This is a genomic window from Dactylosporangium thailandense (genome assembly GCF_059739745.1).
This window is the reverse complement of sequence record NZ_AP029195.1, coordinates 10037101-10059908: the sequence shown is the minus strand read 5'-3', so window position 1 is coordinate 10059908 and position 22808 is coordinate 10037101. Positions and strand designations below refer to the sequence as shown.

23 protein-coding genes and 3 tRNA genes are annotated in these 22808 nt (G+C 70.4%); 9 read left to right on the top strand and 17 right to left on the bottom strand.

Annotated elements, in window-relative coordinates:
- Positions 1-17: 17 nt before the first annotated feature.
- Genes AC6JBM_RS44790 through AC6JBM_RS44780 form a run of 3 tightly spaced genes read right to left on the bottom strand, consistent with a single transcriptional unit; the run spans position 18 to position 4121 of the window.
- Complete coding sequence (locus AC6JBM_RS44790; RefSeq protein WP_497986685.1) at positions 18-824, bottom strand: TrmH family RNA methyltransferase; 807 nt, start codon at positions 822-824, stop codon at positions 18-20.
- Positions 824-3289 (bottom strand): valine--tRNA ligase, encoded by a 2466-nt coding sequence (valS, locus tag AC6JBM_RS44785; RefSeq protein ID WP_497986684.1) that lies wholly within the window; start codon positions 3287-3289, stop codon positions 824-826. Before valS ends, AC6JBM_RS44790 begins: the two co-directional genes overlap by 1 nt.
- A 43-nt stretch (positions 3290-3332) precedes the next feature.
- Positions 3333-4121: an SDR family oxidoreductase gene (locus AC6JBM_RS44780; RefSeq protein WP_497979766.1), complete on the bottom strand. Its 789-nt coding sequence runs from the start codon at positions 4119-4121 to the stop codon at positions 3333-3335.
- Between the two features lie 56 nt (positions 4122-4177).
- Between AC6JBM_RS44780 and AC6JBM_RS44775 the strand changes: the two genes are divergently transcribed.
- The 4 genes from AC6JBM_RS44775 to AC6JBM_RS44760 all read left to right on the top strand — a co-directional run bounded on the left by AC6JBM_RS44775 (position 4178) and on the right by AC6JBM_RS44760 (position 6616).
- A complete protein-coding gene (locus AC6JBM_RS44775) occupies positions 4178-4450 on the top strand; it encodes a hypothetical protein (protein ID WP_497979765.1) in 273 nt (90 codons plus the stop codon).
- Entirely contained in the window at positions 4447-4767 is a 321-nt protein-coding gene (locus tag AC6JBM_RS44770; RefSeq protein WP_350613816.1) for a ribbon-helix-helix domain-containing protein, read from the top strand. Before AC6JBM_RS44775 ends, AC6JBM_RS44770 begins: the two co-directional genes overlap by 4 nt.
- 92 nt (positions 4768-4859) lie before the next feature.
- Entirely contained in the window at positions 4860-5126 is a 267-nt protein-coding gene (locus AC6JBM_RS44765) for a hypothetical protein (protein WP_497979764.1), read from the top strand.
- Between the two features lie 203 nt (positions 5127-5329).
- The gene (locus tag AC6JBM_RS44760; protein ID WP_497979763.1) at positions 5330-6616 is read left to right on the top strand and encodes a chymotrypsin family serine protease; all 1287 of its coding nucleotides are present in this window, start codon (positions 5330-5332) and stop codon (positions 6614-6616) included.
- A gap of 619 nt (positions 6617-7235) precedes the next feature.
- On the opposite strand, the gene AC6JBM_RS44755 is transcribed toward AC6JBM_RS44760, so the two are convergent.
- From AC6JBM_RS44755 to crtI, 10 genes are all read right to left on the bottom strand, one after another.
- Positions 7236-7793, bottom strand: a complete 558-nt coding sequence (locus tag AC6JBM_RS44755) for a Uma2 family endonuclease (protein ID WP_497979762.1) — start codon at positions 7791-7793, stop codon at positions 7236-7238.
- Between the two features lie 351 nt (positions 7794-8144).
- Positions 8145-8324 carry a type II toxin-antitoxin system HicB family antitoxin gene (locus AC6JBM_RS44750; protein ID WP_497979761.1) on the bottom strand — a complete coding sequence of 60 codons (180 nt, stop codon included), beginning with the start codon at positions 8322-8324 and terminating at the stop codon, positions 8145-8147.
- Positions 8325-8345: 21 nt separating this feature from the next.
- A complete protein-coding gene (locus tag AC6JBM_RS44745) occupies positions 8346-8897 on the bottom strand; it encodes an SMI1/KNR4 family protein (protein ID WP_497979760.1) in 552 nt (183 codons plus the stop codon).
- A gap of 196 nt (positions 8898-9093) precedes the next feature.
- Positions 9094-9167 (bottom strand) — tRNA-Phe (locus AC6JBM_RS44740).
- A 22-nt stretch (positions 9168-9189) separates the two neighbouring features.
- Positions 9190-9263 (bottom strand) — tRNA-Asp (locus AC6JBM_RS44735).
- Positions 9264-9285: 22 nt separating this feature from the next.
- Positions 9286-9358, bottom strand: a tRNA-Glu gene (locus AC6JBM_RS44730).
- Between the two features lie 144 nt (positions 9359-9502).
- Positions 9503-10384, bottom strand: coding sequence for a polysaccharide deacetylase family protein (locus AC6JBM_RS44725; protein ID WP_497979759.1), 882 nt, complete (start codon positions 10382-10384; stop codon positions 9503-9505).
- 123 nt (positions 10385-10507) lie between these two features.
- The gene (locus AC6JBM_RS44720) at positions 10508-11392 is read right to left on the bottom strand and encodes a MerR family transcriptional regulator (protein ID WP_497979758.1); all 885 of its coding nucleotides are present in this window, start codon (positions 11390-11392) and stop codon (positions 10508-10510) included.
- The gene (gene idi / locus AC6JBM_RS44715; protein WP_497979757.1) at positions 11389-11916 is read right to left on the bottom strand and encodes an isopentenyl-diphosphate Delta-isomerase; all 528 of its coding nucleotides are present in this window, start codon (positions 11914-11916) and stop codon (positions 11389-11391) included. The genes AC6JBM_RS44720 and idi overlap by 4 nt, the downstream gene beginning before the upstream one ends.
- A 3-nt stretch (positions 11917-11919) precedes the next feature.
- On the bottom strand, positions 11920-13413 hold the full coding sequence (gene crtI / locus AC6JBM_RS44710; protein ID WP_497979756.1) for a phytoene desaturase family protein: 1494 nt from the start codon (positions 13411-13413) through the stop codon (positions 11920-11922).
- 102 nt (positions 13414-13515) lie between these two features.
- On the opposite strand from crtI, the gene AC6JBM_RS44705 reads away from it, so the two are divergent.
- From AC6JBM_RS44705 to AC6JBM_RS44695, 3 genes are all read left to right on the top strand, one after another.
- The gene (locus tag AC6JBM_RS44705; RefSeq protein WP_497979755.1) at positions 13516-14478 is read left to right on the top strand and encodes a phytoene/squalene synthase family protein; all 963 of its coding nucleotides are present in this window, start codon (positions 13516-13518) and stop codon (positions 14476-14478) included.
- Positions 14475-15752, top strand: coding sequence for a cryptochrome/photolyase family protein (locus AC6JBM_RS44700; RefSeq protein WP_497979754.1), 1278 nt, complete (start codon positions 14475-14477; stop codon positions 15750-15752). Before AC6JBM_RS44705 ends, AC6JBM_RS44700 begins: the two co-directional genes overlap by 4 nt.
- A gap of 639 nt (positions 15753-16391) precedes the next feature.
- The gene (locus tag AC6JBM_RS44695; RefSeq protein WP_497979753.1) at positions 16392-17816 is read left to right on the top strand and encodes a hypothetical protein; all 1425 of its coding nucleotides are present in this window, start codon (positions 16392-16394) and stop codon (positions 17814-17816) included.
- Between the two features lie 32 nt (positions 17817-17848).
- On the opposite strand, the gene AC6JBM_RS44690 is transcribed toward AC6JBM_RS44695, so the two are convergent.
- The gene (locus AC6JBM_RS44690) at positions 17849-18091 is read right to left on the bottom strand and encodes a hypothetical protein (RefSeq protein WP_350613844.1); all 243 of its coding nucleotides are present in this window, start codon (positions 18089-18091) and stop codon (positions 17849-17851) included.
- A gap of 87 nt (positions 18092-18178) precedes the next feature.
- Complete coding sequence (locus tag AC6JBM_RS44685; RefSeq protein WP_497979752.1) at positions 18179-19531, bottom strand: ABC transporter substrate-binding protein; 1353 nt, start codon at positions 19529-19531, stop codon at positions 18179-18181.
- 97 nt (positions 19532-19628) lie between these two features.
- On the opposite strand from AC6JBM_RS44685, the gene AC6JBM_RS44680 reads away from it, so the two are divergent.
- Both AC6JBM_RS44680 and AC6JBM_RS44675 read left to right on the top strand, forming a co-directional pair.
- Entirely contained in the window at positions 19629-20054 is a 426-nt protein-coding gene (locus tag AC6JBM_RS44680; RefSeq protein ID WP_350613848.1) for a hotdog fold thioesterase, read from the top strand.
- A gap of 69 nt (positions 20055-20123) precedes the next feature.
- A complete protein-coding gene (locus AC6JBM_RS44675) occupies positions 20124-20516 on the top strand; it encodes a hypothetical protein (protein ID WP_350613849.1) in 393 nt (130 codons plus the stop codon).
- A gap of 19 nt (positions 20517-20535) precedes the next feature.
- Here AC6JBM_RS44675 and AC6JBM_RS44670 read toward each other — a convergent pair whose 3' ends face one another.
- Complete coding sequence (locus AC6JBM_RS44670; protein WP_350613851.1) at positions 20536-21747, bottom strand: ABC transporter substrate-binding protein; 1212 nt, start codon at positions 21745-21747, stop codon at positions 20536-20538.
- Between the two features lie 235 nt (positions 21748-21982).
- Positions 21983-22801 (bottom strand): alpha/beta hydrolase family protein, encoded by an 819-nt coding sequence (locus tag AC6JBM_RS44665; RefSeq protein WP_497979751.1) that lies wholly within the window; start codon positions 22799-22801, stop codon positions 21983-21985.
- Positions 22802-22808: the final 7 nt, after the last annotated feature.

The window sequence follows — 22808 nt, the reverse complement described above, 5'->3', positions numbered from 1 at the left end:
GCGGACCGAGTCGCGGCCTACCAGCGGGATTTCCGCGCCTGCGCCTCGTAGAGCAGGATCGACGCGGAGACGGACACGTTGAGCGAGTCGCCGGACCCGAGCATGGGAACGGCGACTCGCTGGTATCCGCGGCCGTACCAGCCCTTGGCGATGCCGTACCGCTCGCTGCCCACGACGAGCGCGGTGCGCCCCGCGTAGTCGGCCTGGCGGTAGTTGATCGCCTCGTCGGTGTCGGCCAGCAGCACCGTGAAGCGCCGCGACTCCAGCCAGGCGACGGCCTCGTCCACGGTGTCGAACTCCAGCGTCGGTACCGTCAGAATCGTCCCCTGGCTCGCCCGGATCACCTTCGGATGCGTGAGCCTGGTCTTGCGGTTGGTCAGCACGAGACAGTCCGCCCCGCACGCGTCGAGCGAGCGGATGAGCGTGCCGAGGTTGCCCGGGATCTCCAGCCCGTCGGCCACCAGCACCAGCCCCGTCTTGCCGAGGCTCAGGTCGCGCTCGTCCCAGCGGGGCAGGGCGGCCAGCGACAGCAGCCCGTCGGGCTTGTCCCGCTCGGAGATCTTCTCCAGCGTGCGCAGGGAGATGCGGAACGAGCGCTCCGCCCGCTCCGCGATCTCCTCCGCCCGCTTGTGGGCCTCGTCGGCGTAGATCGCCTCCGGGCACCAGAAGAAGGTGTCGATCGGCGCCCCGGCCTCCAGCAGCATGTTGTGCGCCCAGAGCCCCTCGGCGACGAAGAGCTTGTACCGGTTCGGCGCCGTGTTGTTCTGGATGTGCTGCACCTGCCGGACGGCCGGGTGTTGCAGCCCGATGGCCTGAAGTTCCATCACAGGCTGACGGTAGCCGACAGCTCCTCCGCCTCGGAGATGGCCCAGTCGCGCACGTTGCCGGCCGCGGTGAGGTCGCCGCGCACCCGCTCCAGGGTCGCGACCGGCCCGGCCACCTCCAGCCGGGCCACCTCGGCCTTCATCGACTGCTGCGCGGCCGACTTGGCCCGCCGGATCGCCCCGAGCACCTGGGCCGCGACCGTGAACGGCGCGACGTCCGCGGCATCCGGTGCCTCGGGCCAGGGCGCCCGGTGCACGGAGCCGTCCTGCCACCACGACCAGACCTCCTCGGCGACGTAGGGCAGGAACGGCGCCAGCAGCCGCTGCACGGCCGAGAGGGCAACGGCGAGCGCGGCCCGGGCCGATTCCACCTCGGCCGGCGACGCCTCGCCGTAGGCGCGGGCCTTCACCAGCTCCACGTAGTCGTCGCAGAAGGTCCAGAAGAACTGCTCGGTGACCTCGAGCGCGCGGGCGTAGTCGAAACCGTCGAGCGCGGCGGTCGCCTCGCGCACCACCGTGGCCAGCGCGCCGAGCAGCGCGAGGTCCACCGGCTCGGTCACCTTGGCCGCCTCGGGCGCGCCCCCGAAGCCGAGCACGAACCGGCTCGCGTTGAGCAGCTTCACCGCCAGGCGCCGGCCCACCTTGAACTGGTTCACGTCGATGGCGGTGTCGACGCCGCGGCGGGCGCTGCCGGACCAGTAGCGGATCGCGTCCGCGCCGAACCGCTCCAGCAGCTCCTCGGGCGAGTCCTTGGCGTTGTCCTTGGACTTCGAGAGCTTCTTGCGGTCCGGGTCGAGAATCCAGCCGGCGATCGCCGCGTGCTTCCACGGCAGCACGCCGTGCTCGAACTGGGAGCGCAGGACGGTCGTGAACAGCCAGGTCCGGATGATCTCGTGCGCCTGCGGCCGCATCGCCATCGGGAACACGAGGTCGAACAGCTCCGGGTCGTCGAGCCAGGCCCCGGCGATCTGCGGGGTCAGCGACGACGTCGCCCAGGTGTCCATGACGTCCGGGTCACCGACGAACCCGCCCGGCATGCCGCGGTCGATCTCCTCGAAGCCCGGCGGGGTGTCGCTGCTGGGGTCCATCGGCAGGGTCTCGGGCACGATCGGGTCGTCGTAGATCGGGTTGGCTTCGGCGTCGAGGCGATACCACAGCGGGATCGGCACTCCGAAGAACCGCTGGCGGCTGATCACCCAGTCACTGGTGAGCCCCTCGACCCAGTGCTCGTAGCGGGCCCGCATGTGCGCCGGCTCCCACTCGAGCTCCCGCCCGCGCTCGAGCAGGGCCTCGCGCAGCTCGGGGGTGCGGGCGCCATTGCGGATGTACCACTGGCGCGTCGCCACGATCTCGACCGGCCGGTCGCCCTTCTCGTAGAACTTCACCGCGTGGGTGATCGGGCGCGGCTCCCCCTCGAGCTCCCCGGAGGAGCGCAGCAGCGCCACGACCTTCTCGCGCGCCTGGTTGACCGTCAGCCCGGCGACGGGCGCGTAGAGGTCCTCGTCCACCCCGTCGGGCGGCTGCAGCCCGAGCCGGCCGTTGCGCTGCATCACGGTGCGGGTCGGCAGGTCCAGCTCGCGCCACCAGATCACGTCGGTGAGGTCACCGAACGTGCACACCATCACCAGCCCGCTGCCCTTCTCCGGGTCGGCGAGGTGGTGCGCCAGGATCGGCACCTCCACGTTGAAGATGGGGGTCCTGACCGTGCCGCCGAACAGCGCCTTGTATCGCTCGTCGCCCGGGTGCGCGACGAGCGCCACGCACGCCGGCAGCAGCTCGGGGCGGGTCGTCTCGATGCAGTGCTCGCCGAACCTGATGCGGTGGAAGGCGCCCGGCCGCTCCCGGTCCTCGAGCTCGGCCTGCGCCACCGCCGTGCCGAACGACACGTCCCACAGCGTCGGGCCGTCGAGGGGATACGCCTCCCCGCGCGCGAGGCTGTTGAGGAACCCGCGCTGGGCCGTGGCCCGGGCTCGGTCGCCGATCGTGGTGTAAAGGTGCGACCAGTCCACCGACAGGCCCACGTGCTTCCACAGGCGCTCGTAGGACTGCTCGTCGATCTCGGTCTGGCGCTGGCACAGCTCGATGAAGTTGCGGCGGCTCACGAGCACCCGGTCCTTGCCGGGCCTCGCGGGCGGGGTGAAGCCGGGGTCGTAGGGCAGCGTCGGGTCGCACTGCACCCCGAACGTGAGCTGCACGCGGCGCTCGGTCGGCAGGCCGTTGTCGTCCCACCCCATCGGGTAGAACACCTCGCGGCCGCGCATGCGCTGGTAGCGCGCGATGATGTCGGTCTGCGTGTAGGAGAACACGTGGCCGATGTGCAGCGCGCCGCTCACCGTCGGCGGCGGTGTGTCGATGGAGAACACGTTGTCGCGGGCGGCGGTGCGGTCGAAGCGGTACGTGCCCTCAACCTCCCATACGCGCGCCCATTTCTCCTCGAGGCCTTCGAGGGTGGGACGCTGCGGTATGCGGTCGATTTCAGGCATGCCCCGATGCTAGGGCCGGGGGCTTCTAAGCGCCTTTCAATTCCCTTACGGACCGTGGTCGCCGGCCCGTAAGCGCCTCGACATCGCCGGTGACCTCGGCGAGCTCGCCGTTCGCGATCGCCTGGTAGGACGTCACCCATCCAGCGACCTCGAAATCCGGCGCGCCGTAGTGGGCCCGCGACGCGTAGGCCTCCTCCACCGTCTCGGGGACATATGTCTTCCCGAGAACGGCCGCGGCCTCGTGGAGGGTAAACGCTTCCGGTCCGGTCAAGGTGTACGTCCTGTGCTCGTGCGACTCCGCATCCTCGAGCACGGCCACGACGGAGGCCGCGATGTCGTCATAGCTCACGGCGGCGACGCGCCCGTCTCCGGCCGGCCCGCGAATGACCCCGTCGGCCCCCGCGAGCCGCGGGATCATCTCGAGGTACAGGTTGTCGCGCAGGAATGTGTAGCGGAGTCCGGTGGCGCGAATGTACTGCTCGGTGTGCCAATGGTCCCGCCCGAACGTGAACGTGCAGTCATCCGCGGCCCCGGCGAAGCTGAGATAGACGACCCTTCCGATCCCGGCTTCCACGGCGGCGTCGACGGCCGTCTTGTGCGCCTGGAGCCGGTGCGGATCTTCGCGGCCCGATACCAGGAACAGCGTGTCGGCATCGCGCAGCGCCTCGACCATGCCCGGCTTGTCGGCATAATCCGCACTTCTTTCGGCTTCGGGCATCTTCGCGCGGTCCCGCACCAGCCTTACGTGCGGCTTGGTCAGCAGCTTGGAGACCCGCCCGCCGACCTGCCCCGACGCTCCGCTCACCACGATCATGCCTCCAGTATCCGCCCTGCTGGACGCGCGTATGACGGGCGTCGTACATTGGGTTCATGCCCTACCGCTGGTGGCCGGCGACCTTGGCGGCCCTCAGCGGAATCGACCCGCTGGAGGCGCTGGAAGCCCTCAACGCGGACCGTCGACTCCCACGGGCAGGCGAGGCCCTGGGCCTACCGGTCCTGAGCGTGTGGGCCCGCACGAAGGCGGGACGGCCCTTGATCGTCGTCCTGCGACACGAAGGCGGCCTGGAGTGGCTCATCGTCGGCGCGCTCGACATGACCCCGGCCCAGCGGGCAGAGTTCGAGGAATGGGAGGCCGACCAGTGAGCGAGTCCCACGCCCGCGCGACGGACGACCAGCTGGACCAGCTGGCTTTGGCCGTGGCCGCGGGAAACATCACGTATACCGACGCTCCGGCCGCCCTCCCCCCGAAGCCCGACGGCGAGACCATGGCCGTGTATTCGGTACGCCTCCCCACGGACACCGCGGAGCAGCTGGCGACCTTGGCGAGAACCCGCGGCGTGAAGCCGTCGACGCTGATGCGCCAGATGATCGAACAGTGCCTGGCCACGGAGGCCGACGACCACCCGATCTCGCTGGCCGACGCCCTGCGGGCCCTGACCACCCTGCGCAAGGTCGCCTGAGCCGCACGAGCCTGTTCCCAGGCCCCACGAGCCTGTTTCAAGCCGCACGGGCCTGTTTTACGAACGGCGCGTGCCGCTTTTACGAACGGCGCGTGCCGCCAACGCTCGACTTCGGTGCCGGACCGGTCCCGATGCCACTCGGCGGCCAGGTGCTGAACCTGAGCAGCGGCGCAATCCCGGTCCCCGCGGACGGCCCGGTCGACTGGTCCCAACTCGACGAGCTGCCGGACTGCATCACGCTGGAGTGGCGCGGCGCCGAGCGAGGTGTCGTCGAGGCGGTCGCCGCCCATCCCTCCATCAAGGTCGGCACAGTTCGCTTCAGCGGACCCGGGCTGCGCAGCGTCAAGCTGCCTCGCTGATTCGACGAGGACCGCAGGTTCTGACCACACGACCGTCCTCGCCGCCGGAACGGGTCGGACATCGACCATGGACTACTCGCCAACGCGCGTAATCAGCGCCACAGGGCCAGTACGTATTTCGACGCAGAACACCCTTGTCGGCATGCCTAGTGTCGAGCGCATCAACCAGCAAGCGAATTGGAGCAATTATGCGCTCACGCCTCATGGCGCTGTCCGCCGCCGCCCTGCTCGTCATCACAAGCGTGGCGGCAACCAGCGCACAGGCATCCGCCGAGAATGCTCTCGCGGAGACCAAGACCGAGAGCATCCAGCCGGTGGAAATCGACGCTCCGCCGCCGCCCGGCTTTTCCTCCTGGGAGGAAGTCCTGGCCGCACAGGGAAAACTCGATGCGGCGGCCGAGCGGCTGAGAACCGCCGGCGGCGCCGATGAAGGGTTCGGCAAGGTCATCGAATCGGTCGAAGAGCACCGGGTTCGTCTTCTCTGGAAGGGGGAGGTGCCGGCCCAGGTTCGGTCGGTCGTCTCAGAACTGGGCGACATCGTCGAAGTGGTGCCCGCCCGGTACTCCGCTCAGGAACTGGACCGGGAGAGCAAGCGCCTACGACGGCTTGCCACCGGCACGGACGGTTTCCAAATCACCGAGATTCACCGGTCCCCGCAGGACGGACTGTGGATCGGGGTGACCGGATCGACCGCCGACGCCGCCGCGTCCAGCGCCGTGCGGGAGGCGGGCGTCCCGGTTGCGGTGACCGCCGCCAAGCAGGCCGAGTCGTTGTCCCGGGCCGCGGACAGTCTCCCGTTCTGGGGCGGCGCCGCCGTCACAGTCGATCCCAACGACCGCCAGTTCTGCTCCACCGGTTTCGGGATGCGTGACCTGTCGACCTCGGCCACGTTCATGCTCACGGCGGGGCACTGCGGCAAGAACAATCGGTCCGTCCTGATCGGCGCGGTGTGGCCGGGCACCAACGGCAACGCGATGGGCACGACCGCGGGCAACAACGTCGAGCTCGACTCAATGAAGATCAAGACCAACGCGGGCGCGGCGATCTACAACAACAACTCCACCACCGAATTCAGCAACCCGGTAATCGGCTCGAAGTACCCGTTCGAGGGCCAGTTCCTGTGCACCAGCGGCGCATTCTCCGGCACGCGATGCAACGCAAAGGTCGGCGAGGTTGACATCGAGTTCGGCGATCGGTACCCGCTCGCGCAACTCGACAGCCTCACCAGCAACATCCTTGCCGGCGAGGGAGACAGTGGCGGTCCGGTCTTCCAGGTGAACCCGCAGAACACTCGCCAGGTGTACGCCGTCGGCTTGATCAGCATGGCCAACCCCTGGGCTCCGGGCTTCCTGTGCAACCTCGTCGGCGGGGGGAATCTGTCGACCCCGCCACTCCCGGGCAGCCATTGCTTCAGGAGCATTTGGTTCCCGTACATCCAGGAGATGGAAGACGCCTACAACGCGGCCGTGCTCACTTCCAACGCGCCGTGACAGCGTGGCACTGACCCCCACAGCCAATCCCCACCGGGGACAGGCCGGAGTTTGATGGATGCGGCGGGGCCCCGGCAACATGCGGGGCTCCGCCGTCAAGGGTTCCTCCACCGGCCCGGCGGCATGGGGTTCGTCAGGCGATGTCGCCGTCGTCGAAGTAGATCGCCTGATCTCGCCGGCGGCCTGCAGAACCCTGGCGCGCCGCGGCAGGTTAATGGCGCCCGGAGACCGAGCCGCAGAACTTCCTCGCAGCGACCGCGAGCGAAGGCGCCCGTTTGTGTCGTCATGCGGTCGGCGACTTGCCGTGGGGCAGGCTGCGGCACGCCACGGTGACCGTCCGCGGTCCGGCAACCAACCTTCGCGACGAACTGCACACAGACAAAGGCCCCGACCGCGTTGCCGCTGGTCGGGGTCTGTAAGGCTAGGCGAAGAGCTTTGCGGCAGGGGCGGGGTCGAACCGCCGACCTTCCGCTTTTCAGATCAACGCAGCCACGTGGCGGCAATGGCCTTGAGTCGAGACCGGGCCTGGATGCGGCTCGCAGTGGAGGTGGCTGTGCGAGGCCGTTGCTACACGGCCGGCCTCATGAGCCGGAATTACCGGAACAATCTGCCGGCACGTTCAGCGGCGCATCAGGTCGCGGGTGTCGATGGCAATGGCGAACGGCACCTCGGACGAGAGGACCTCGCCGTGCTTGGCGACCGCGTGCTCGACGTAGTGGCCACCGTCGAGCCGCAGCAGTCGCAGCGTCACCTGGACTTCCTCGTCGCGCTCGGCCAGGAGGTACCACCCGATCCTGGCGGCCGCGTAGAGCTGCATCTTCACCAGCCGGTCCGCGGCGGCGTTTTTGGGCGACACCACCTCGCCGACCAAGGTCACGTCGGACACGTCGAATGTGGTCGGCTCGTCGGTGTCGGTGACCGCCAGATCCGGAATCACGATCCGATCGGTCTGCAGCCGCAGGTTCACCGCTTCGAACGTCCACAGGTCAGCCGCCGATGCCCCGGGCTCCAGCGCGTTGGCCAGGCGTCGTGAGAGGTGCTGGTGGCGCGGGGTGGGCGCCGGGCTCATCAACAAGCTCCCGTCGATCAGTTCGAAGCGGTTCGTCGTCTCGCCGAGCGCGAAGTATTCGTCTTCGGACCACGGCCCGTTGTGCTGGTCGAGTGCGTTGACGCTCACGCTGGTCCACCTCCTCGGTAGCTGCCATGACAGTGTCCCACGCAGACGACATCAGGTAGTTGCCCTCGCCGGCCTGGATGATGATCCCGGCCATGCACCGACTGTCCGCCGTGGAAGTTCTGCCGTTGCTACATAACGATCTTGAGACGAGCGGCGCACAGACAAAGACCCAGACCGCGTTTCCGCTGGTCAGAGTCTGCAAAGCCCGGCGAAGAGCTTCGTGGGCAGGGGCGGGGTCGAACCGCCGACCTTCCGCTTTTCAGATCGACGCAGACGCGCGGTGGCGAAGGTGTCGGGCTGGGGTTGGGTCCGGCGGTGGTTGACGTTAGACGTGGCCGTGCGGCGCCGTTGCTACACGGCGACCCGCAAAATCACGTCGCGAGGAGATCGACCCCTACGGCTGCGGGGGCCGGTGGGGGCGCCCCGTTCGCCGAGCAACTCCAAGTGAAGCTTGATCGCCTCCCGCATTTCGGCCACCGCCTCATCAACCGTGCCGCCCAATGCGACACACCCGGGAACGTCTGCGACCAAGCCCTGCGGCCTTGCGCCAGTTCAGGATGGCTGGCGACCGACGATCGCCGCATAAATCTCGTCGTACCTGTCCTGAACGCAATCGAGGATGCCGTCATCGTCGAGCACGTACGCCGAGCCAGCGAAGCAGGCGCAGAAGAATTCGACCATCTGCTCGATCGTGTCGAACTCCAGCTCGGCGGGGCCATCCTCCGGCATCACGCACGCCACGGCCGGCGGCCCGCCCGGAGACCACGCCGCACCGTACAGAAACGTGCCGCCATCCATCAGCAGCGGCACCCAGGCGCCTGCGAGGAGCGGGTCGTCCGGGTCGTCGTAGATGCGCTTGAGTCGAGCCACCTCGTCGAGCTCGACCGGCCAGAAACCCGGCACCGTCCATGAGTCGCCGATCGTCTGCCCCGGTGTGGCATCCACGCCGTCGCACCACTGGAACCACTCGACCACCGCCGACGGAACGTCCGGACCGAGGGTCTGCGCGATGCGCCCCGGCGATGCGCCAGATCGCAAGACCGGCGCCACCGGGGCGCCGAGGCGCGCCAGCCACGCGCGCCACTCGTCGAGGCGCTCGGTCAAAGGCACGGCCCATCATGACACCGCACGCACGTTTTCATCGGACCCGCATGATGCTATGACCCGCCAGTGAGTCGACCGTCCGCCGTGCGGATATCCGGCCGTTGCTACACGGCTACGGCTGCCCAGGTTCGGATAAACAGAAAACCCCGACCGCGTTTCCGCTGGTCAGGGTCTCCGAAGCCCGGCGAAGGACTTGTGGGCAGGGGCGGGGTCGAACCGCCGACCTTCCGCTTTTCAGGCGGACGCTCGTACCGACTGAGCTACCTGCCCATAAACCCCAAAAGGGGCCAAGCGGTCCTGACGGGACTTGAACCCGCGACCTCCGCCTTGACAGGGCGGCGAGCACTCCAACTGCTCCACAGGACCTAGCTATCAAACATGTACCACGTGCCCCCAACGGGATTCGAACCCGTGCTACCGCCTTGAAAGGGCGGCGTCCTGGGCCGCTAGACGATGAGGGCGGCCCCGCAATCATCGCATATCGCGCGACTCGTGCGGTGTTGCTCCCATCCGGCCCCGCCGGAGGCTTTCAGAGCATACGTGACCCCTCCAGCGTTCTCCAAATGAGTATCCGCCCGTGGCGTGGCGGAGCCAGGATGCGCAGGTCAGACCGGCATTGCCACGAGCGTGAACTTGCCCTTCAGCTCCGGCAGGAGGGTCTTGTAGGCGGCCATCGTGGCGCTGCGGTCGCCTCCGCCGTCGTGTGAAAGGACGATCGAGCCCGGCTTCGTGTTGTTCCTCACGTTCGAGCAGATGTGGTTGGTCATCTGCTGGCCGGACCACTTCTTGATGTTCCAGTCAGACGGGTCGACGCTCCAGCCCAGGGACTTCATGCCCAGCTCGGAGGCGATCTCGACCGCGGTCGGGGTGAAGTTGCCGGCTGGGTGGCGGAAGTACTTGATCTGGGCGTCGGGGACGGCCTTGTGGATCTCGTCGTTGGTCTTCTGCAGGTCGGCGCGGATCACGTCGGCCGGCTTCTTGCCCAGGCTCTCGTCGTGCTTCCAGGTGTGGTTGCACAGCGTGTGGCCGTCCTTGACGATCTCCTGGACGTACTGCGGGTACTCCTGCACGTTCACGCCGATGACGCAGAACGTGGCCTTGATCCCCTGCTCGCGGAGCATCGCGAGGATCTTCGGGGTGTCCGGGCCGGGGCCGTCGTCGAAGGTCAGGGCCACCGTCGAGTCGCCGGTGGTGTGGATGATCGACGAGGCCGGGGCGGAGGACGACGGCGACTCGGACGGGGAGGCCGAGGCCGACGGGGACGCCGAGGCGGAGGCCGAGGGCTTGGCGCTGGCGGAGGAACCGGTCGAGCCGACGGCAGGATGTGCGCCCGGGTCGCCGCCGGCCTGGCCGGAGGCGCCCGGGTAGGACCCGGAGCCCGACTGTGCGTGCCACGAGGCCGCACGCGGAGTGGCGCTGGAGTCGCAGCCCGCGAGGAAGAGCGTGAACGCGCTGATCACCACCGCGGCGAGTCGTACACGAGACATGAGGGGCTCCGAGGGGTCTTTGAGGTTTCTCTGACGGAGCCACACGTTACTGATTCGAGACCGTCGACGTCCTCCCGCGTTCGGCCCATGGCACGAACCCGGGAGTGGTGGCACAAGGGACTTTTACGTGGATGAGCGGTCGAGTACCGACGTCAGCATCCCGAGGGCCTCGCCGAGGCTGTCCGGAAGGACCACTCCCTGCGGTACGGACGGTCGCGGCCAGCCGGGGCCGCCGGCGGCGAGAACCAGGGGGCGGGCGCGCTCGGCCAGGACCGCCTCGAGCTGCTTCGGCGAGCCGGTGGACTGCAGCTGCGACCAGACGAGCACGGCCGCGGGGCCGGTGCGGCGCACGGCGGCCAGCAGCGCCTCGGAGGGCACGCGGGCCCCGAGCGAGCGGGCCGGCACCCCCTCGGCCGCCAGGGCCGCCGCGACCGCCTCGATCGGCAGGCTGTGCTGCTCGTCGTCGGCACAGGCCAGAAGAATGTCGATCGGTACTCCCGAAGGCGGCCGCGGCACCGCCCCGAGCACGGCGGAGACGCACCCCGAGACCAGGTGCTCGACCTCGACGAGTTCGCCCGTCACGGCGTGGCGATCCCCGATCCCGGCCAGCACCGGCCGCAGCACGCCGTCCCACGCCGCGACCACCCCGAGCTCGCGAACGGACTCGGCGACGCGCTGGCGCACGGCGGGCGCGTCGAGGCGCAGCGCCGCCCGGTTCAGCCCGCGCACCGCCGCGGCGAGACCCGGGATCGGGCCGCCGGCCGGCGACGGGCGCGCCGTCGGGCGCCGGGCCCAGCGCGCCGCCTCGGCCGGGGCGACGCCCTCGACGATCAGGCGCTGCATGAGCTCGAGGCGCTGGATGTCCTGCTCGGTGTACCGCCGATGATGCCCCGGCTCGTGCAGCGACGGGCCCATCCCGTACCGCTGGTGCCACGTACGCAGGGTCGTCACCGCGACGCCGAGCCGCCGGGCCACGGCCCCGGCCGAGTAGGCGGCGGCGCCGTTCATCTCGCGGCCGACCGCCAGACGTCGAGGACTCCGGCGAGCCACGGCGAATAGAAGTCCGGGAACCGGCTGATCCGCTCGGCGAGCTCGTCCGGGGCCACCCACTCGGTCTCGGCCACCTCGGCCGGGTCGGCGTGGACCGGGCCCTCGAACGGGCCGGTGAGCACGTGGTCGTACTCGAACTCGACGCGCCCGGAGTCGGGGTCGGCGGCCTGGTACACGTACACCCCCACCTCCCGCAGCGGCGCGGAGACGCCCAGCTCCTCGTCCAGCCGGCGCGCGGCCGCGGCGACGACGGACTCGCCGGGGCCCGGGTGCCCGCAGCACGAGTTGGCCCAGCGCAGCGCGAACCGGGTCTTCACCGCGGCGCGCTGCTGGAGCAGGACCCGGCCGTCGGGCGCGACGAGCAGCACGGAGAAGGCGCGGTGGAGCCGGCCGGGGGCCTGATGGGCGGCCTCGACGGTCGCGGTGCCCTCGGCGCGGCCGTCGGCGGCGACGAGTTCGACCAGTTGCTGTTCGCGTGACAAGACTCAGGACTCCCCCGTGACACGGCTCGCCGCGAGGCGGCCGGAGATGAGCACCATGGGCACGCCGACGCCGGGCTGCGTGCCCGAGCCGACGAAGACCACATTGGACAGTGTGGGGTGGAGGTTGCCCGGCCGGAAGGGGCCGGTCTGGCGCAAGGTGTGGGCGGCGGCGAACGGGGTGCCGGCGGCCATGCCCTGCTCGGCCCAGTCGGCGGGCGTGATGAACCGGGAGACCTCGATGGCGTCGCCGAATCCGACGTACCCCCGCTGCTCCAGCGTCTCGATGAGCTCGCTGCGATAGATGCCCGAGAGCGCGCCCCGCCAGTCGAGCAGCGGGGCGGTCAGGTTCGGCGTCGGGGCGAGCACGTAGTAGGTCTGGCGCCCGTTCGGGGCGAGCGACGGGTCCGTGCGCGTCGGGTTGGTGACGAGCAAGGACGGGTCGCTCATCAGCCGGCCCTGGTCGATGACCTCGTCGAAGGTCTCGCGCCACGACCGTCCGAAGTGGATGTTGTGGTGCGCGATCGCGCCGTAGGCCTGGCGCGAGCCCACGTGGAGCACGACGCAGGACGGCGAGTACCGCAGCGGGCCCAGCAGCGGGCTGCGCCATCGCGCGGGGGGTAGCAGGTCGCGGTACGCCACCGGAAGGTCGGGATTGAGCACCACCACGTCGGCGGGGAAGCGGCGGCCGTCCGAAGTGGACACCCCGACCGCGCGTCCGTTCGCGGTCTCGACGCGGCTCACCTCCGCGCCGTAGACGATCTCGACGCCGTGCTTCTCCGCGACCCCGGCGAGCGCGCGGGACACGGCGTGGATGCCGCCCTGCGGGAAGTAGACCCCGGCGACGGAGTCGAGGTAGGCGATGACCGCGTAGAGCGCGAGGGCCTGGTGGGGCGCGACGCCCGCGTACATCGCCTGGAAGGAGAAGATGCGGCGGGTGCGCGGATCCTTGAAGTACGAGTCCACCTTGGACTGCAGCCGGCCGAACCCGCCGCGGCGGATCAGCCGCCACAGGTTGGCCGTGACGAGGTCCCGCGGGCGGTCGAGGTTGCGGTCGATGAAGTCGTGGCGCTCCAGCTCCCACAGCTCGCGGGCGTGGTCGACGAAGCGGAGGTAGCCGTCGGCCTCCCGCGATCCGCAGACCCGCGCGACCTCGCCGGCCATCCGGGCGGTGTCCGCGATGACGTCCAATGTGGACCCGTCGGGGAAGTGGGCGCGGTACGCCGGGTCGAGCTTCGACATTGGCAGCCACGCCGCGAGGTCCTCGCCGACGGTGCCGAGCAGGTCGGCGAGCAGCTCCGGCATGGTGAGCACGGTCGGGCCGGTGTCGAACTCGTAGCCGTCCAGGACGAGCCGCCCGGCCCGGCCGCCGGGCTGGTCCTCGCGCTCCAGCAGGGTGACGGTGCGCCCGGCGGCCGCGAGACGGATCGCCGCGGCCAGGCCGCCGAGCCCGGCGCCGACGACCACGACCCGATCCGTTCGGCCCCCAACGGTTCGCATGTCGTCCCCCAAGTGCGTTTCGGGTGGCTGTGCCGCCCAGCGTAGCGTAGGCTCGGGATTGCGTCGATTGCTGCGTCGATTTGGCGCACACCTGGAGGAAGAATGGATGCGTCCCTGGCCGCCGCCTACGAGCGGTGCCGCGAGCTGCACCGCTTTCACGGTCGCACCTACTACCTCGCGACGCGACTGCTTCCGGGGTGGAAGCGGCGGCACGTCCACGCGCTCTACGGGTTCACCCGCTACGCGGACGAGATCGTCGACCGCTGCGAGGGCGGCACCCCGCAGGAGCGCGCCGCCGAGCTCGCCGCCTGGTCGGCCGAGTTCCTGCGCGGGCTGCGCGGCGGGCACACCGACGACCCGCTGCTGCCGGCGGTGCTGCACACGATCCAGGTGTTCGACATCGACCTCGAGGACTTCCGCAAGTTCCTCGACAGCATGGCGATGGACCTGACCGTCACCCAGTACGAGACGTATGACGACCTCCTCGGGTACATGGAGGGCTCGGCGGCGGTGATCGGCACGATGATGCTGCCGATCCTCGAGTCGTCCGACCGCGCCGCCGCCCGCGAGCCGGCCCGGCAGCTCGGCCTGGCCTTCCAGCTCACGAACTTCATCCGGGACGTGGCCGAGGACCTCGAGCGCGGGCGCGTCTACCTGCCCCAGCGCGACCTCGCCGAGTTCGGCGTCACCCGCGCCGACCTCGAGGCCGCGCTCGCCGCCAGGCGAAGTTCGGACAAGATCAAGAGCCTGATTCGGTACCAGCTGAGCCGAGCCCGTCACCATTACGCCCTCGCCGCCCCGGGGATCCCGATGCTGGCGCCCACGTCGCAGTCGTGCATGCGCGCGGCGTATCGGCTGTACGGCGGAATCCTGGACGAGGTCGAGGCGCAGGACGGCGACGTGTTCGCGCGCCGGGCCACGGTGCCGAAGTGGAAGCGGCTCGCGGTGGCGCTGTCCTGCATCCTGGCGCGCCCGGGCGCCCCGATGCCGGCGCCGGGCCCCGCGGAGATTCCGCTGCAGCGGGACGGGGCGGCGTTGCTGGACCTGCGCGGTACGGCCGCATGAACACGTGCGTCGTGCTCTTCACGCGCGACCTGCGCGTGCACGACAATCCGGCGCTCGCCCAGTCCGTGCGCGCGTTCGAGGCGGTGGTGCCGCTGTTCGTGCACGACTCCTCCCTGGCCGCCGGCGCTCCCCGGGCGCGGTTCCTGCGCGGGGCGCTCGACGACCTGCGGGGCGCGCTGCGGGAGCGCGGCGGCGACCTGGCCGAGCTGCGCGGCGACCCGGTGCGCGAGGCCGTCCGCGCGGCCAAGTCGGCCGGCGCGTCGGCGATCGCGGTCGCGGGCGACGTGAGCGGGTATGCGCGCTCGCGCGAGCAGCGCCTGGCCGCGGCCTGCGAGTCGGAGCGCCTCGCGTTCAGGACCTTCCCCGGCGTGACCATCCTGCCGCCGGGCGAGGTCCGGCCGGGCGGGGGCGGCTCGCATTACAAGGTGTTCACGCCCTACTACCGCGCGTGGACGGCGGCCTCGTGGCGGGCCCTGGAGAGCGCCCCGCGGCGCGTGGTGCTGCCCCCCGACCTGTCGAAGTCCTGGTTCAAGAGCACCACGGGCTCGGACGGCGAGACGGCGGCGCGCGAGCGGCTGACGTCGTGGCTCTCGCGGCTGGAGTCGTACGCGGAGATCCACGACGACCTCGCGGCGGACCGCACGTCGCGGCTGAGCCCGTACCTGCACTTCGGCTGCCTCTCCCCGCGCGAGGTCGCGGAGAGGACCCGCGGCCGCGAGGGAGCCGAGCCGTTCGTGCGGCAACTGTGCTGGCGGGACTTCTACCACCAGGTGCTGCACTCCTTCCCGGATCTGCGGCGCAAGGCGTACCGCGCCGGCGCCGAGGACCGCTGGCGCGACGAGAAGGACGCGCTGCAGGCCTGGCGGGAGGGGCACACGGGGGTCCCGGTCGTCGACGCGGGGATGCGGCAGCTGCTCGCCGAGGGCTGGATGCACAACCGCGCCCGGCTCATCACGGCGTCGTACCTCACCAAGCACCTGAACTGCGACTGGCGGGCCGGCGGCGACCACTTCTTCGACCTCCTCCTCGACGGCGACGTCGCGAACAACTTCGGCAACTGGCAGTGGGTCGCCGGCACGGGCAACGACACGAAGCCGTACCGCCGCTTCAACCCGATCCGCCAGGCCGAGCGCTTCGACCCGGACGGCGACTACGTGCGGCGCTACGTGCCCGAGCTCGCCCGCATCCCCGGCAAGGCCGTGCACGAGCCCTGGAAGCTCCCGGCCTCGGCGCATCGCGGCTACCCTTCCCCGCTGACGCTGGACGCACACTGACGCGGGTTGACGAGCCACCCGCATGAGTTGTGATCGGCGCGCGCCCATCGTCTCGCGCGCAGGTCGACGCCGGCCGCGCGCAACGTGGCGCCGGGAACGCGCGTGGGCAACAGCCCGTAGGCGTTGAGCGTCCGGTCGGCCGCGCTGCGGAACACGCACGGGAACACGTCCCGGCACGCCGAGCACCGCTCGCCCGTGAGGGTCGGAAGGTGATGCCTGACGACCTGCTGCGCCGCCCGGACACCGGCCGGGGAGTAGCCCATGGTGTTGAACCACCTCTCGTGCGCGCACGTAGGTTGCAGGTAGGAGGGCGGGCGCCCGAGCGGCCAAGGGTCAGTTGGCCGATCCGGACGCCCGCCCGTTTTCACCCGGCCGCGCGGACCCCTTGTCAGCACGCGGCCGGGGAATCGAGCGCTGCACCGCATCACCAGGAACACCGGGGATCTTCCAACATGCACATGCAGAATCGCAATGACGTGTGGCCATAATGCGAGTTGAGCTGGACTCACATCACCCGTCCGGGTGACGCCGGGGCCCCAAGTGCGCGACGGGTCGACGGTCGCCCGCACACGTCGCGGGTCGACAATGCCCGGGCGCTGGCGGAGGATGTGGTTCCGCTCCTCGACGTCGGTAGGTGCCGTGACAATCCCCGAACCGCTCGCCGCCCCTGTCCCGCGGCAGCGACCGTCGGAGGAGCAGGAGCGCAGCCCCTCCGTCTACGGCGGCGGCGCCCCCAGCCCGTGGTACCCCCCGCTCCAGCTCCCGCCCCAACCGGCCCGCGGCTACCTCTGGCCCATCCTCTCCGCGTTCCTCGTCGCTGCCACGCTGATCGCGTTCGCCGGGGCCGGCGCCACGGCCTGGGCGCTGCGCGGGCACGGCAACGCGCCGACCGCGGCCACCTGGGTCGGCGTGGACCCGGGCGCGATCGACGCGCTGCTGCGGCGGCGGGCCGAGGCCGTGCGCAAGCAGGACCAGGCCGAGTGGATGGCCGACGTCGACCAGACCGACGCGGGATTCGCGCAGCGGCAGCGGCAGGAGTTCGAGAACCTCACCAAGGTGCCGTTCGCCGAGCTCGGGTTCGAGCGAACCGGTCAGCCGGCCGTGAAGATGGCGGCCTTCCTGCCGCCGGCGCTGCTCGAGCGGTACCACGCCGCCGTGAAGGTCGTGCCCGTCACCGTCCGGCATCGGATCGAGGGGGTCGACAGCAAGCCCGTGGCCACGCCCTGGCTGGCCGTGTTCGGGTATGCCGGGGGCCGGTGGCTCGTCGTCGGCGACGGGGTCGGCAAGGATCTGCCCACGGGCGAGGCCGGGCAGCCCTGGGACGCGTCCGGGCCGATCACCGTCGTGCGCAGCCAGCGGGTCGTGGCCGTGCTCTCGGCGGACAACGGCGGCGCCGGGCAGGGGCTGCTCGACCTCGCCGAGAACGCGCTGCAGCGGGTGGCCGCGGTGCGGCCGGGCGGGTGGGACGGGAAGGTGCTCATCACCGCCGTCGGTGACCGGAAGATCTTCGACACGTACTTCGCCGAGTCCCAGGACCGCATCGGGCAGGTCGCCGCCATCGCGGTGCCGTACTACTCGACCGTCGCGGAGTGGACGAACCGGCCGGCATACGCGACCACGCGCATCGTGTTCAACCCGAGCGAGCTCACCGCGGCCAAGGCCGAACTCCAGCACGATCTGACCCACGAGTTCACGCACGCGGCCATGGGGCCGGTCACCGGGCCCTACACGCCGCGCTGGGTGGTGGAGGGCTTCGCGGAGTACGTCGCCTACAAGGACGGGCGGTTCAGCGCGTCGGGCATCCGGCAGGCGCTCGGCGGCCTCGCGATCACGACGTTCCCGGACGACAAGCAGTTCTACGACGAGCCGCGCAACTACGTCAGCGGGTGGCTCGCGTGCCGGATGATCGCCGACAAGTACGGCCAGGACAAGCTCATCGCCTTCTACGAGGGCTTCCAGGGCATGTCCGAGGTCGAGTCGGTGGCCCGCTCGGTGCTCGGCGTCGGCCGGGTGCAGCTCGAGCAGCAGTGGCGCGACTACGTGGAACAGCAGCGGCGCGGGTGACCGGTTCACCCGCGCCGCTCCGCACAGAAGAACTAGGCCGGGGGCAGGCCGCCGTCGCCGTCGACGACCTCGTCCGGCGTGCCGTCCTGGTCGAGGTCGCTCATCGTGATGTCGACCTTGCCGTCGCCGTTGGTGTCGAACTGGAACAGGTCCGCCTTGCCGTCCCCGTCGGTGTCGATTGCCCAGAGGTCGGGCTTGCCGTCGTTGTTCGTGTCGCCGACGAGAAGCTCCACGCGCTCATCGCCACGGGTCTCGACGGTCTCGTTGTCGGTCATCTGGTGGGTCCTCTCACCTGACAAAGGGGCAATCCGGTTCACCGTAGGCCTTGCGACACCAACGCGCGAGCCCAGAACGTGACACCGTCAGGCCTTGACGCCCGAGGTCACCAGCGACTTGATGGCCATCGCGGACTCGTCGAAGCCGACCACGAGGATGCCGGTGGCGCCGAAACTCTTGATCTCCCCGGCGATCGGGTCGAAGAGCTTCGGACCTTCCGATTTGTCGTACTTGTCCTTCGCCTCGTACTTCTTGACGAGAATGTTCTCGGGCCGGATGCCGGCGGACTGCAGGTCGGCCTTCACGCCCTCGGCCAGGCCGCTGCCGTAGTTGTCGTCGCGCGCGATGATCGCGACCTTGGTGTGCCCGTCGCGCATGATGATGTCCGCGACGGCCTTGGCCTGCAGGGTGTCCGGCGGCGAGGTCCGGAAGAAGAAGCCCTTGTCGTCGACCTTGGTGAGCGCGTCCGACGTCGCCGACGGCGAGATCATCACCCGGCCCGCCAGCGCGACCTGCGGGATCACGGCCGCGCTGACGCCCGAGGCGCCCGCGCCGATGATCACCGCGACGCCCTGGGCGATGAACTGCGCGGCGGTCGCCTTGGCGATCTCCGGGTTGGTGCCGTCGTCGCCCTCCACGACCTGCACCTGCTGCCCGAGCACGCCGCCGGCCTCGTTGATCTCCTTGATGGCGAGCTTGGCCGCGGCGAACATCGGCGGGCCCTGGAACGCGAGCGCGCCCGTCTTCGGCAGCAGCAGGCCGTACTTCAGCGCCGGCTTCTGCCCCTTCCCGCCCGCCGTGGACGAGGGAGCCGGTGGCGCGGTCTTGTCCTCGCTGGCCTGATCGCCCGCGCCGACGAACTCGGTCTTGGCGTCGTCGATCTTGTTGCTGGTGCCGAAGTTGAGCACGCCGTACATCGCCGCCGACGGCTCCCCGACGCTCGTGAAGCCGCTGCTGCGCATGGAGACGCCGCGGTACTTGAAGTCCTTGCCCGACTTCGCGGCGGCCAGGCACGCGGCCACCCCGTCGCAGGTGTTCTCGCCCGTGGTGACGCCGATGATCTGCTTGGCGATGACGGCCGGGTCGGCCGACTTGCCGGTCTCGGCGGCCAGGGCGGCGATGACCACGGCGTCGTAGGACTCGCCCGCGTAGTTGAAGTCGGTCAGCGTCGGGTCGATCGCCTTGACCCGGCGCTTGAAGTCCTCGCTGAGCGGCGTGAGCGGAGTTGTTCCTTTCATGCCGTTCAGGACCGCCGGGGAGTCCTTGAGCGCGTCTCCGAACGAGTTGGCCATGTTGCCGTCGGTGCCGTACAGCCGGATGTCGGCCGCGGCAACGGCGTCGTCGTCACTCTTCGTGCCGGAGGCGCAGCCGGATGCGGCGAGCAGCACTCCTATCGCCGTGATCGCTCCCACGATGGCGGTGGCCGACCGTGCGCGCATTGGCGTCTCCTCCCCAAAGGCCTCCCCAAAGGTGCCGTGCGCACCTTAGCGCGGGCAGCCCCCGGGTTTCAGCGGGGGCGCGGGTACGCTCCCGGGTATGGCTGATCAAGAATCCGTGACCACGAGCGAGACGCCGGGCGGCCTTTCGATGGAGGGTCATCTGCCCGAGCGGATGGGGATCGTGATTCTGGAGGCGTCGCCCGAGCGGGTCGTGGCGACCATGCCGGTCGACGGCAACACTCAGCCGTACGGTCTGCTCCACGGTGGCGCCTCGGTCGTCCTTGCCGAGACGCTCGGCTCGATCGGGGCCGCCATGCACGCGGGCCGCCTCTACAACGGGGTCGCGGTCGGCATCGAGGTGAACGCGACCCACCACAAGTCCGCCAAGCGCGGGCTGGTGACCGGCGTGGCCACGCCCCTGCGGCTCGGAGGCCTGATCGCCAGCTACGAGATCGTCGTGACGGACGAGGACGGCGAGCGCATCTGCACCGCGCGGCTGACCTGCGCGCTGCGGCGGGGATGAGCCCGGGGTCACCCCGCGAATCCCTCCGAGTGCACGCAGGGGCTTGACGGCGCGACATACGGTTGCGGCGTGGATGACCCGGGAGACGAGACGTATCAGGACGCCGCACAGGTCCTGGCCTCAGCACTCGCGGGCGACGAGGACGCGGTGACCAACACCTTCGACTCGGTGGTGGATCGGCGCGGCATGAGCGCCGCGTACGACGTCGCGTGGCGCCTGGCCGGCGAGATGGTGGGCGACAACCTGGCGCGTGGCCCATGGCGGCTGGACTTCCCGGACATCGACGACGCCAACTACGACAAGCGCTGGGTGGCGCGGTTCGTGAGTGCGTACGTCAACGAGGACGCCCCGAGCGCCACGGCCCTGTTCACCGTGGCGCTGGTCGACGGCAAGCTGCCGGAGTGCCTGCTGACGCTGGCCGGCTCGGCCGTGGCCACCCTGAAGCGGCGCGGCGCGGCCTGACGGTGTGCTCGAACCGCGCTCAGCCGCGGGTCGAGAGCTCCGCGGTCAGCACGTTGGAGAGCACGGCGCCGTCGTTGCGGACCTGCCGCAGGTACCACCGCTGCAGCGGCGTGCGGGTCTGCGTGAACTGCCACCCGCCGCGGGGGCTGTCGATCTGGCCCAGACGCCCGATGGCCGCGTTGAGCTGGAACGAGTCGAGGTTCTTGGTCGCGTCCGTGATCGCCTTGTCCAGCACGGCGGCCGCGTCGAAGGACGACATCGCGAACGTCGAGGGCACCGAGCCGAACGCCTTCTGGTAGTCGGCGATGAACCGGCGGTTGGCCACGTTGTCCAGGTCCGGCGAGTAGTTGAGCGCGGTGTAGATGTCGCGCGCGGCGTCGCCCTGCTGCTTGAGCACGTAGCCCTCGGTCAGGCTGCCGGTGCCGAGGAGCTTGAAGTCGGCGGGGAAGTGCATGTTGCGGTACTGCTTCACGAACTCGATCGCCGCGGCGCCGTTGAACAGCGCGTACATGCCCTTCGCGCCGGACGTCTTGACGGCGTTCAGCATCGCGGTGAAGTCCTTGGTGCCGTAGGCGACCGTGCGCGCCTGCCCCGCGATCTGGCCGCCGACGCTCTTGTACGTCTCGACGAAGCTGGCCACGTCCTCGTCACTGCCGGCCGGGTCGGTCTGCCCGCAGATGGCGAGGCCGCCGTCGACGTTGCCCGCGGCCCACCGCGCGATCGCGGTGCCGGGCTCGTCCGACACGAAGGAGGTGCGCCAGATGTACTTCGGGCCGAGCGTCTGCAGCGCCTTCGGCGACGCGTTCGACCCGATGAGCGGGATCTTCGCGTTCTCGATGTCCTCGCGCATCGCGAGCATCGCGGCCGGGTTGGCCACGCCGGTGATCGCGAGGACCTTCTCGTCCTTGATGAGCTTGTTCGCGGCGGCCTTGCCACTGTCGGCCGTCTCGCCCTCGTCCGCCTTCACGAGCGTGACCTGACGGCCGCCGAGCTTGCCCTCGTGCTGCTGGAGATAGAGGCTGAAGCCGTTGTCGAGCTCGTTGCCGAAGTCCTTGAACACACCGGTCTGCGGGACGATCATGCCGATCTTGATCGGCGGTCCGCTCGGCACGGCGGTGCTGTCGGTCGAGTCGTCGGAGCTGCTGCAGGCGGACAGGAGCGGCGCGGCCATGCCCGCCGCACCCGCGGCCGCGAACAGCCGGAGCGCCTGGCGGCGGTTCAGGTGGGACACGTGCTTTTCCTCCCCGGGACCCCGCGCTACGCGGGCGTCGACTGGCCCGCGCTCCTCGCGAGCCACGAGCCTACAACCCACGGTGCGTTCTACCGCCATCGCGCCGGACAGTCAATCGCCGTCCGCCGCCCCGCCCCTGGTCAGGGCCGCTGCGTCGCCGCCGGCCGACTGCTTGCGTCGCCGCAAGTGGCCTCTTCGCGTCGTTGTCGGCGACCTTGGCCCTGGTCAGCGCCGGTCACTCGCCGTCGGTGGACTCGCCCCTGGTCAGTGTGCCGAAGGCGGCCAGAACCGCGGGCCAGGCCCCGGACCGGGGGTCGATGACGCCGAAGTGCTCCACGCCGGCCAGCTCGACGAGGGTGGCGTCGTCGCCGGCCCGGCGCGCGGACCGGCAGTAGTCGCGCGACAACTCCACGGGCACGATCTCGTCGAGCGTGCCGTGCACGACCACGGTGCGCACGCCCGAGGGCAGGTTGCGCATCGGATCCGCCGACCGGTACGCCTCCGGCACCGCGTCGGGCGCCCCGCCCAGCAGGTCGGCCACGGCCCCGGAGTCGAGATCGAGCTCGTACGCGCGGGTGAGGTCGGCCACCGGCGCCAGCGCCACGACCCCGCCGACGGCGTCGGGGGCGACGGAGGCGTACCACAGCGCGAGGTGCCCGCCCGCCGAATGACCCGCGAGGATCGGCCGGTCGACCGACACGGGCAGCAGGCCCCGGTGCGCGACCTCCTTCGCCAACTGGTCCGGCACCGCCACCGCCGCCGCGGCCACGTCGGAGAACGTGCCGGGCCAGCCCCCGCCGGGCTGGCCGGTGCGCCGGAACTCGATCGTCGCGACGGCATAGCCGCGGGCGGCGAGGTCGGCGGCGAGCGGCCCGGCGTGCGCGCGATCCCACTCGTGACGCCAGAAGCCACCGTGCACGAACAGGACGAGGGGCGCGTCGGGCACGGCGGGCAGGCGCACATCCGCGACATGATCCGGGTGCTCGCCGTAGCGCAGCGTGAAGTCCGGCGCCGGGGCGGGGCGGCTCAGCACGTCCCGGGGATCGCTCGTCACCGGGAGA

Bases quoted from the DNA above. Each gene is read 5' to 3' on its own strand.
- AC6JBM_RS44790 (WP_497986685.1), bottom strand. From the start codon at position 824: ATGGAACTTCAGGCCATCGGGCTGCAACACCCGGCCGTCCGGCAGGTG.
- AC6JBM_RS44780 (WP_497979766.1), bottom strand. From the start codon at position 4,121: ATGATCGTGGTGAGCGGAGCGTCGGGGCAGGTCGGCGGGCGGGTCTCC.
- AC6JBM_RS44775 (WP_497979765.1), top strand. From the start codon at position 4,178: ATGCCCTACCGCTGGTGGCCGGCGACCTTGGCGGCCCTCAGCGGAATC.
- AC6JBM_RS44760 (WP_497979763.1), top strand. From the start codon at position 5,330: ATGGCGCTGTCCGCCGCCGCCCTGCTCGTCATCACAAGCGTGGCGGCA.
- AC6JBM_RS44725 (WP_497979759.1), bottom strand. From the start codon at position 10,384: ATGTCTCGTGTACGACTCGCCGCGGTGGTGATCAGCGCGTTCACGCTC.
- AC6JBM_RS44720 (WP_497979758.1), bottom strand. From the start codon at position 11,392: ATGAACGGCGCCGCCGCCTACTCGGCCGGGGCCGTGGCCCGGCGGCTC.
- crtI (WP_497979756.1), bottom strand. From the start codon at position 13,413: ATGCGAACCGTTGGGGGCCGAACGGATCGGGTCGTGGTCGTCGGCGCC.
- AC6JBM_RS44705 (WP_497979755.1), top strand. From the start codon at position 13,516: ATGGATGCGTCCCTGGCCGCCGCCTACGAGCGGTGCCGCGAGCTGCAC.
- AC6JBM_RS44700 (WP_497979754.1), top strand. From the start codon at position 14,475: ATGAACACGTGCGTCGTGCTCTTCACGCGCGACCTGCGCGTGCACGAC.
- AC6JBM_RS44690 (WP_350613844.1), bottom strand. From the start codon at position 18,091: ATGACCGACAACGAGACCGTCGAGACCCGTGGCGATGAGCGCGTGGAG.
- AC6JBM_RS44685 (WP_497979752.1), bottom strand. From the start codon at position 19,531: ATGCGCGCACGGTCGGCCACCGCCATCGTGGGAGCGATCACGGCGATA.
- AC6JBM_RS44680 (WP_350613848.1), top strand. From the start codon at position 19,629: ATGGCTGATCAAGAATCCGTGACCACGAGCGAGACGCCGGGCGGCCTT.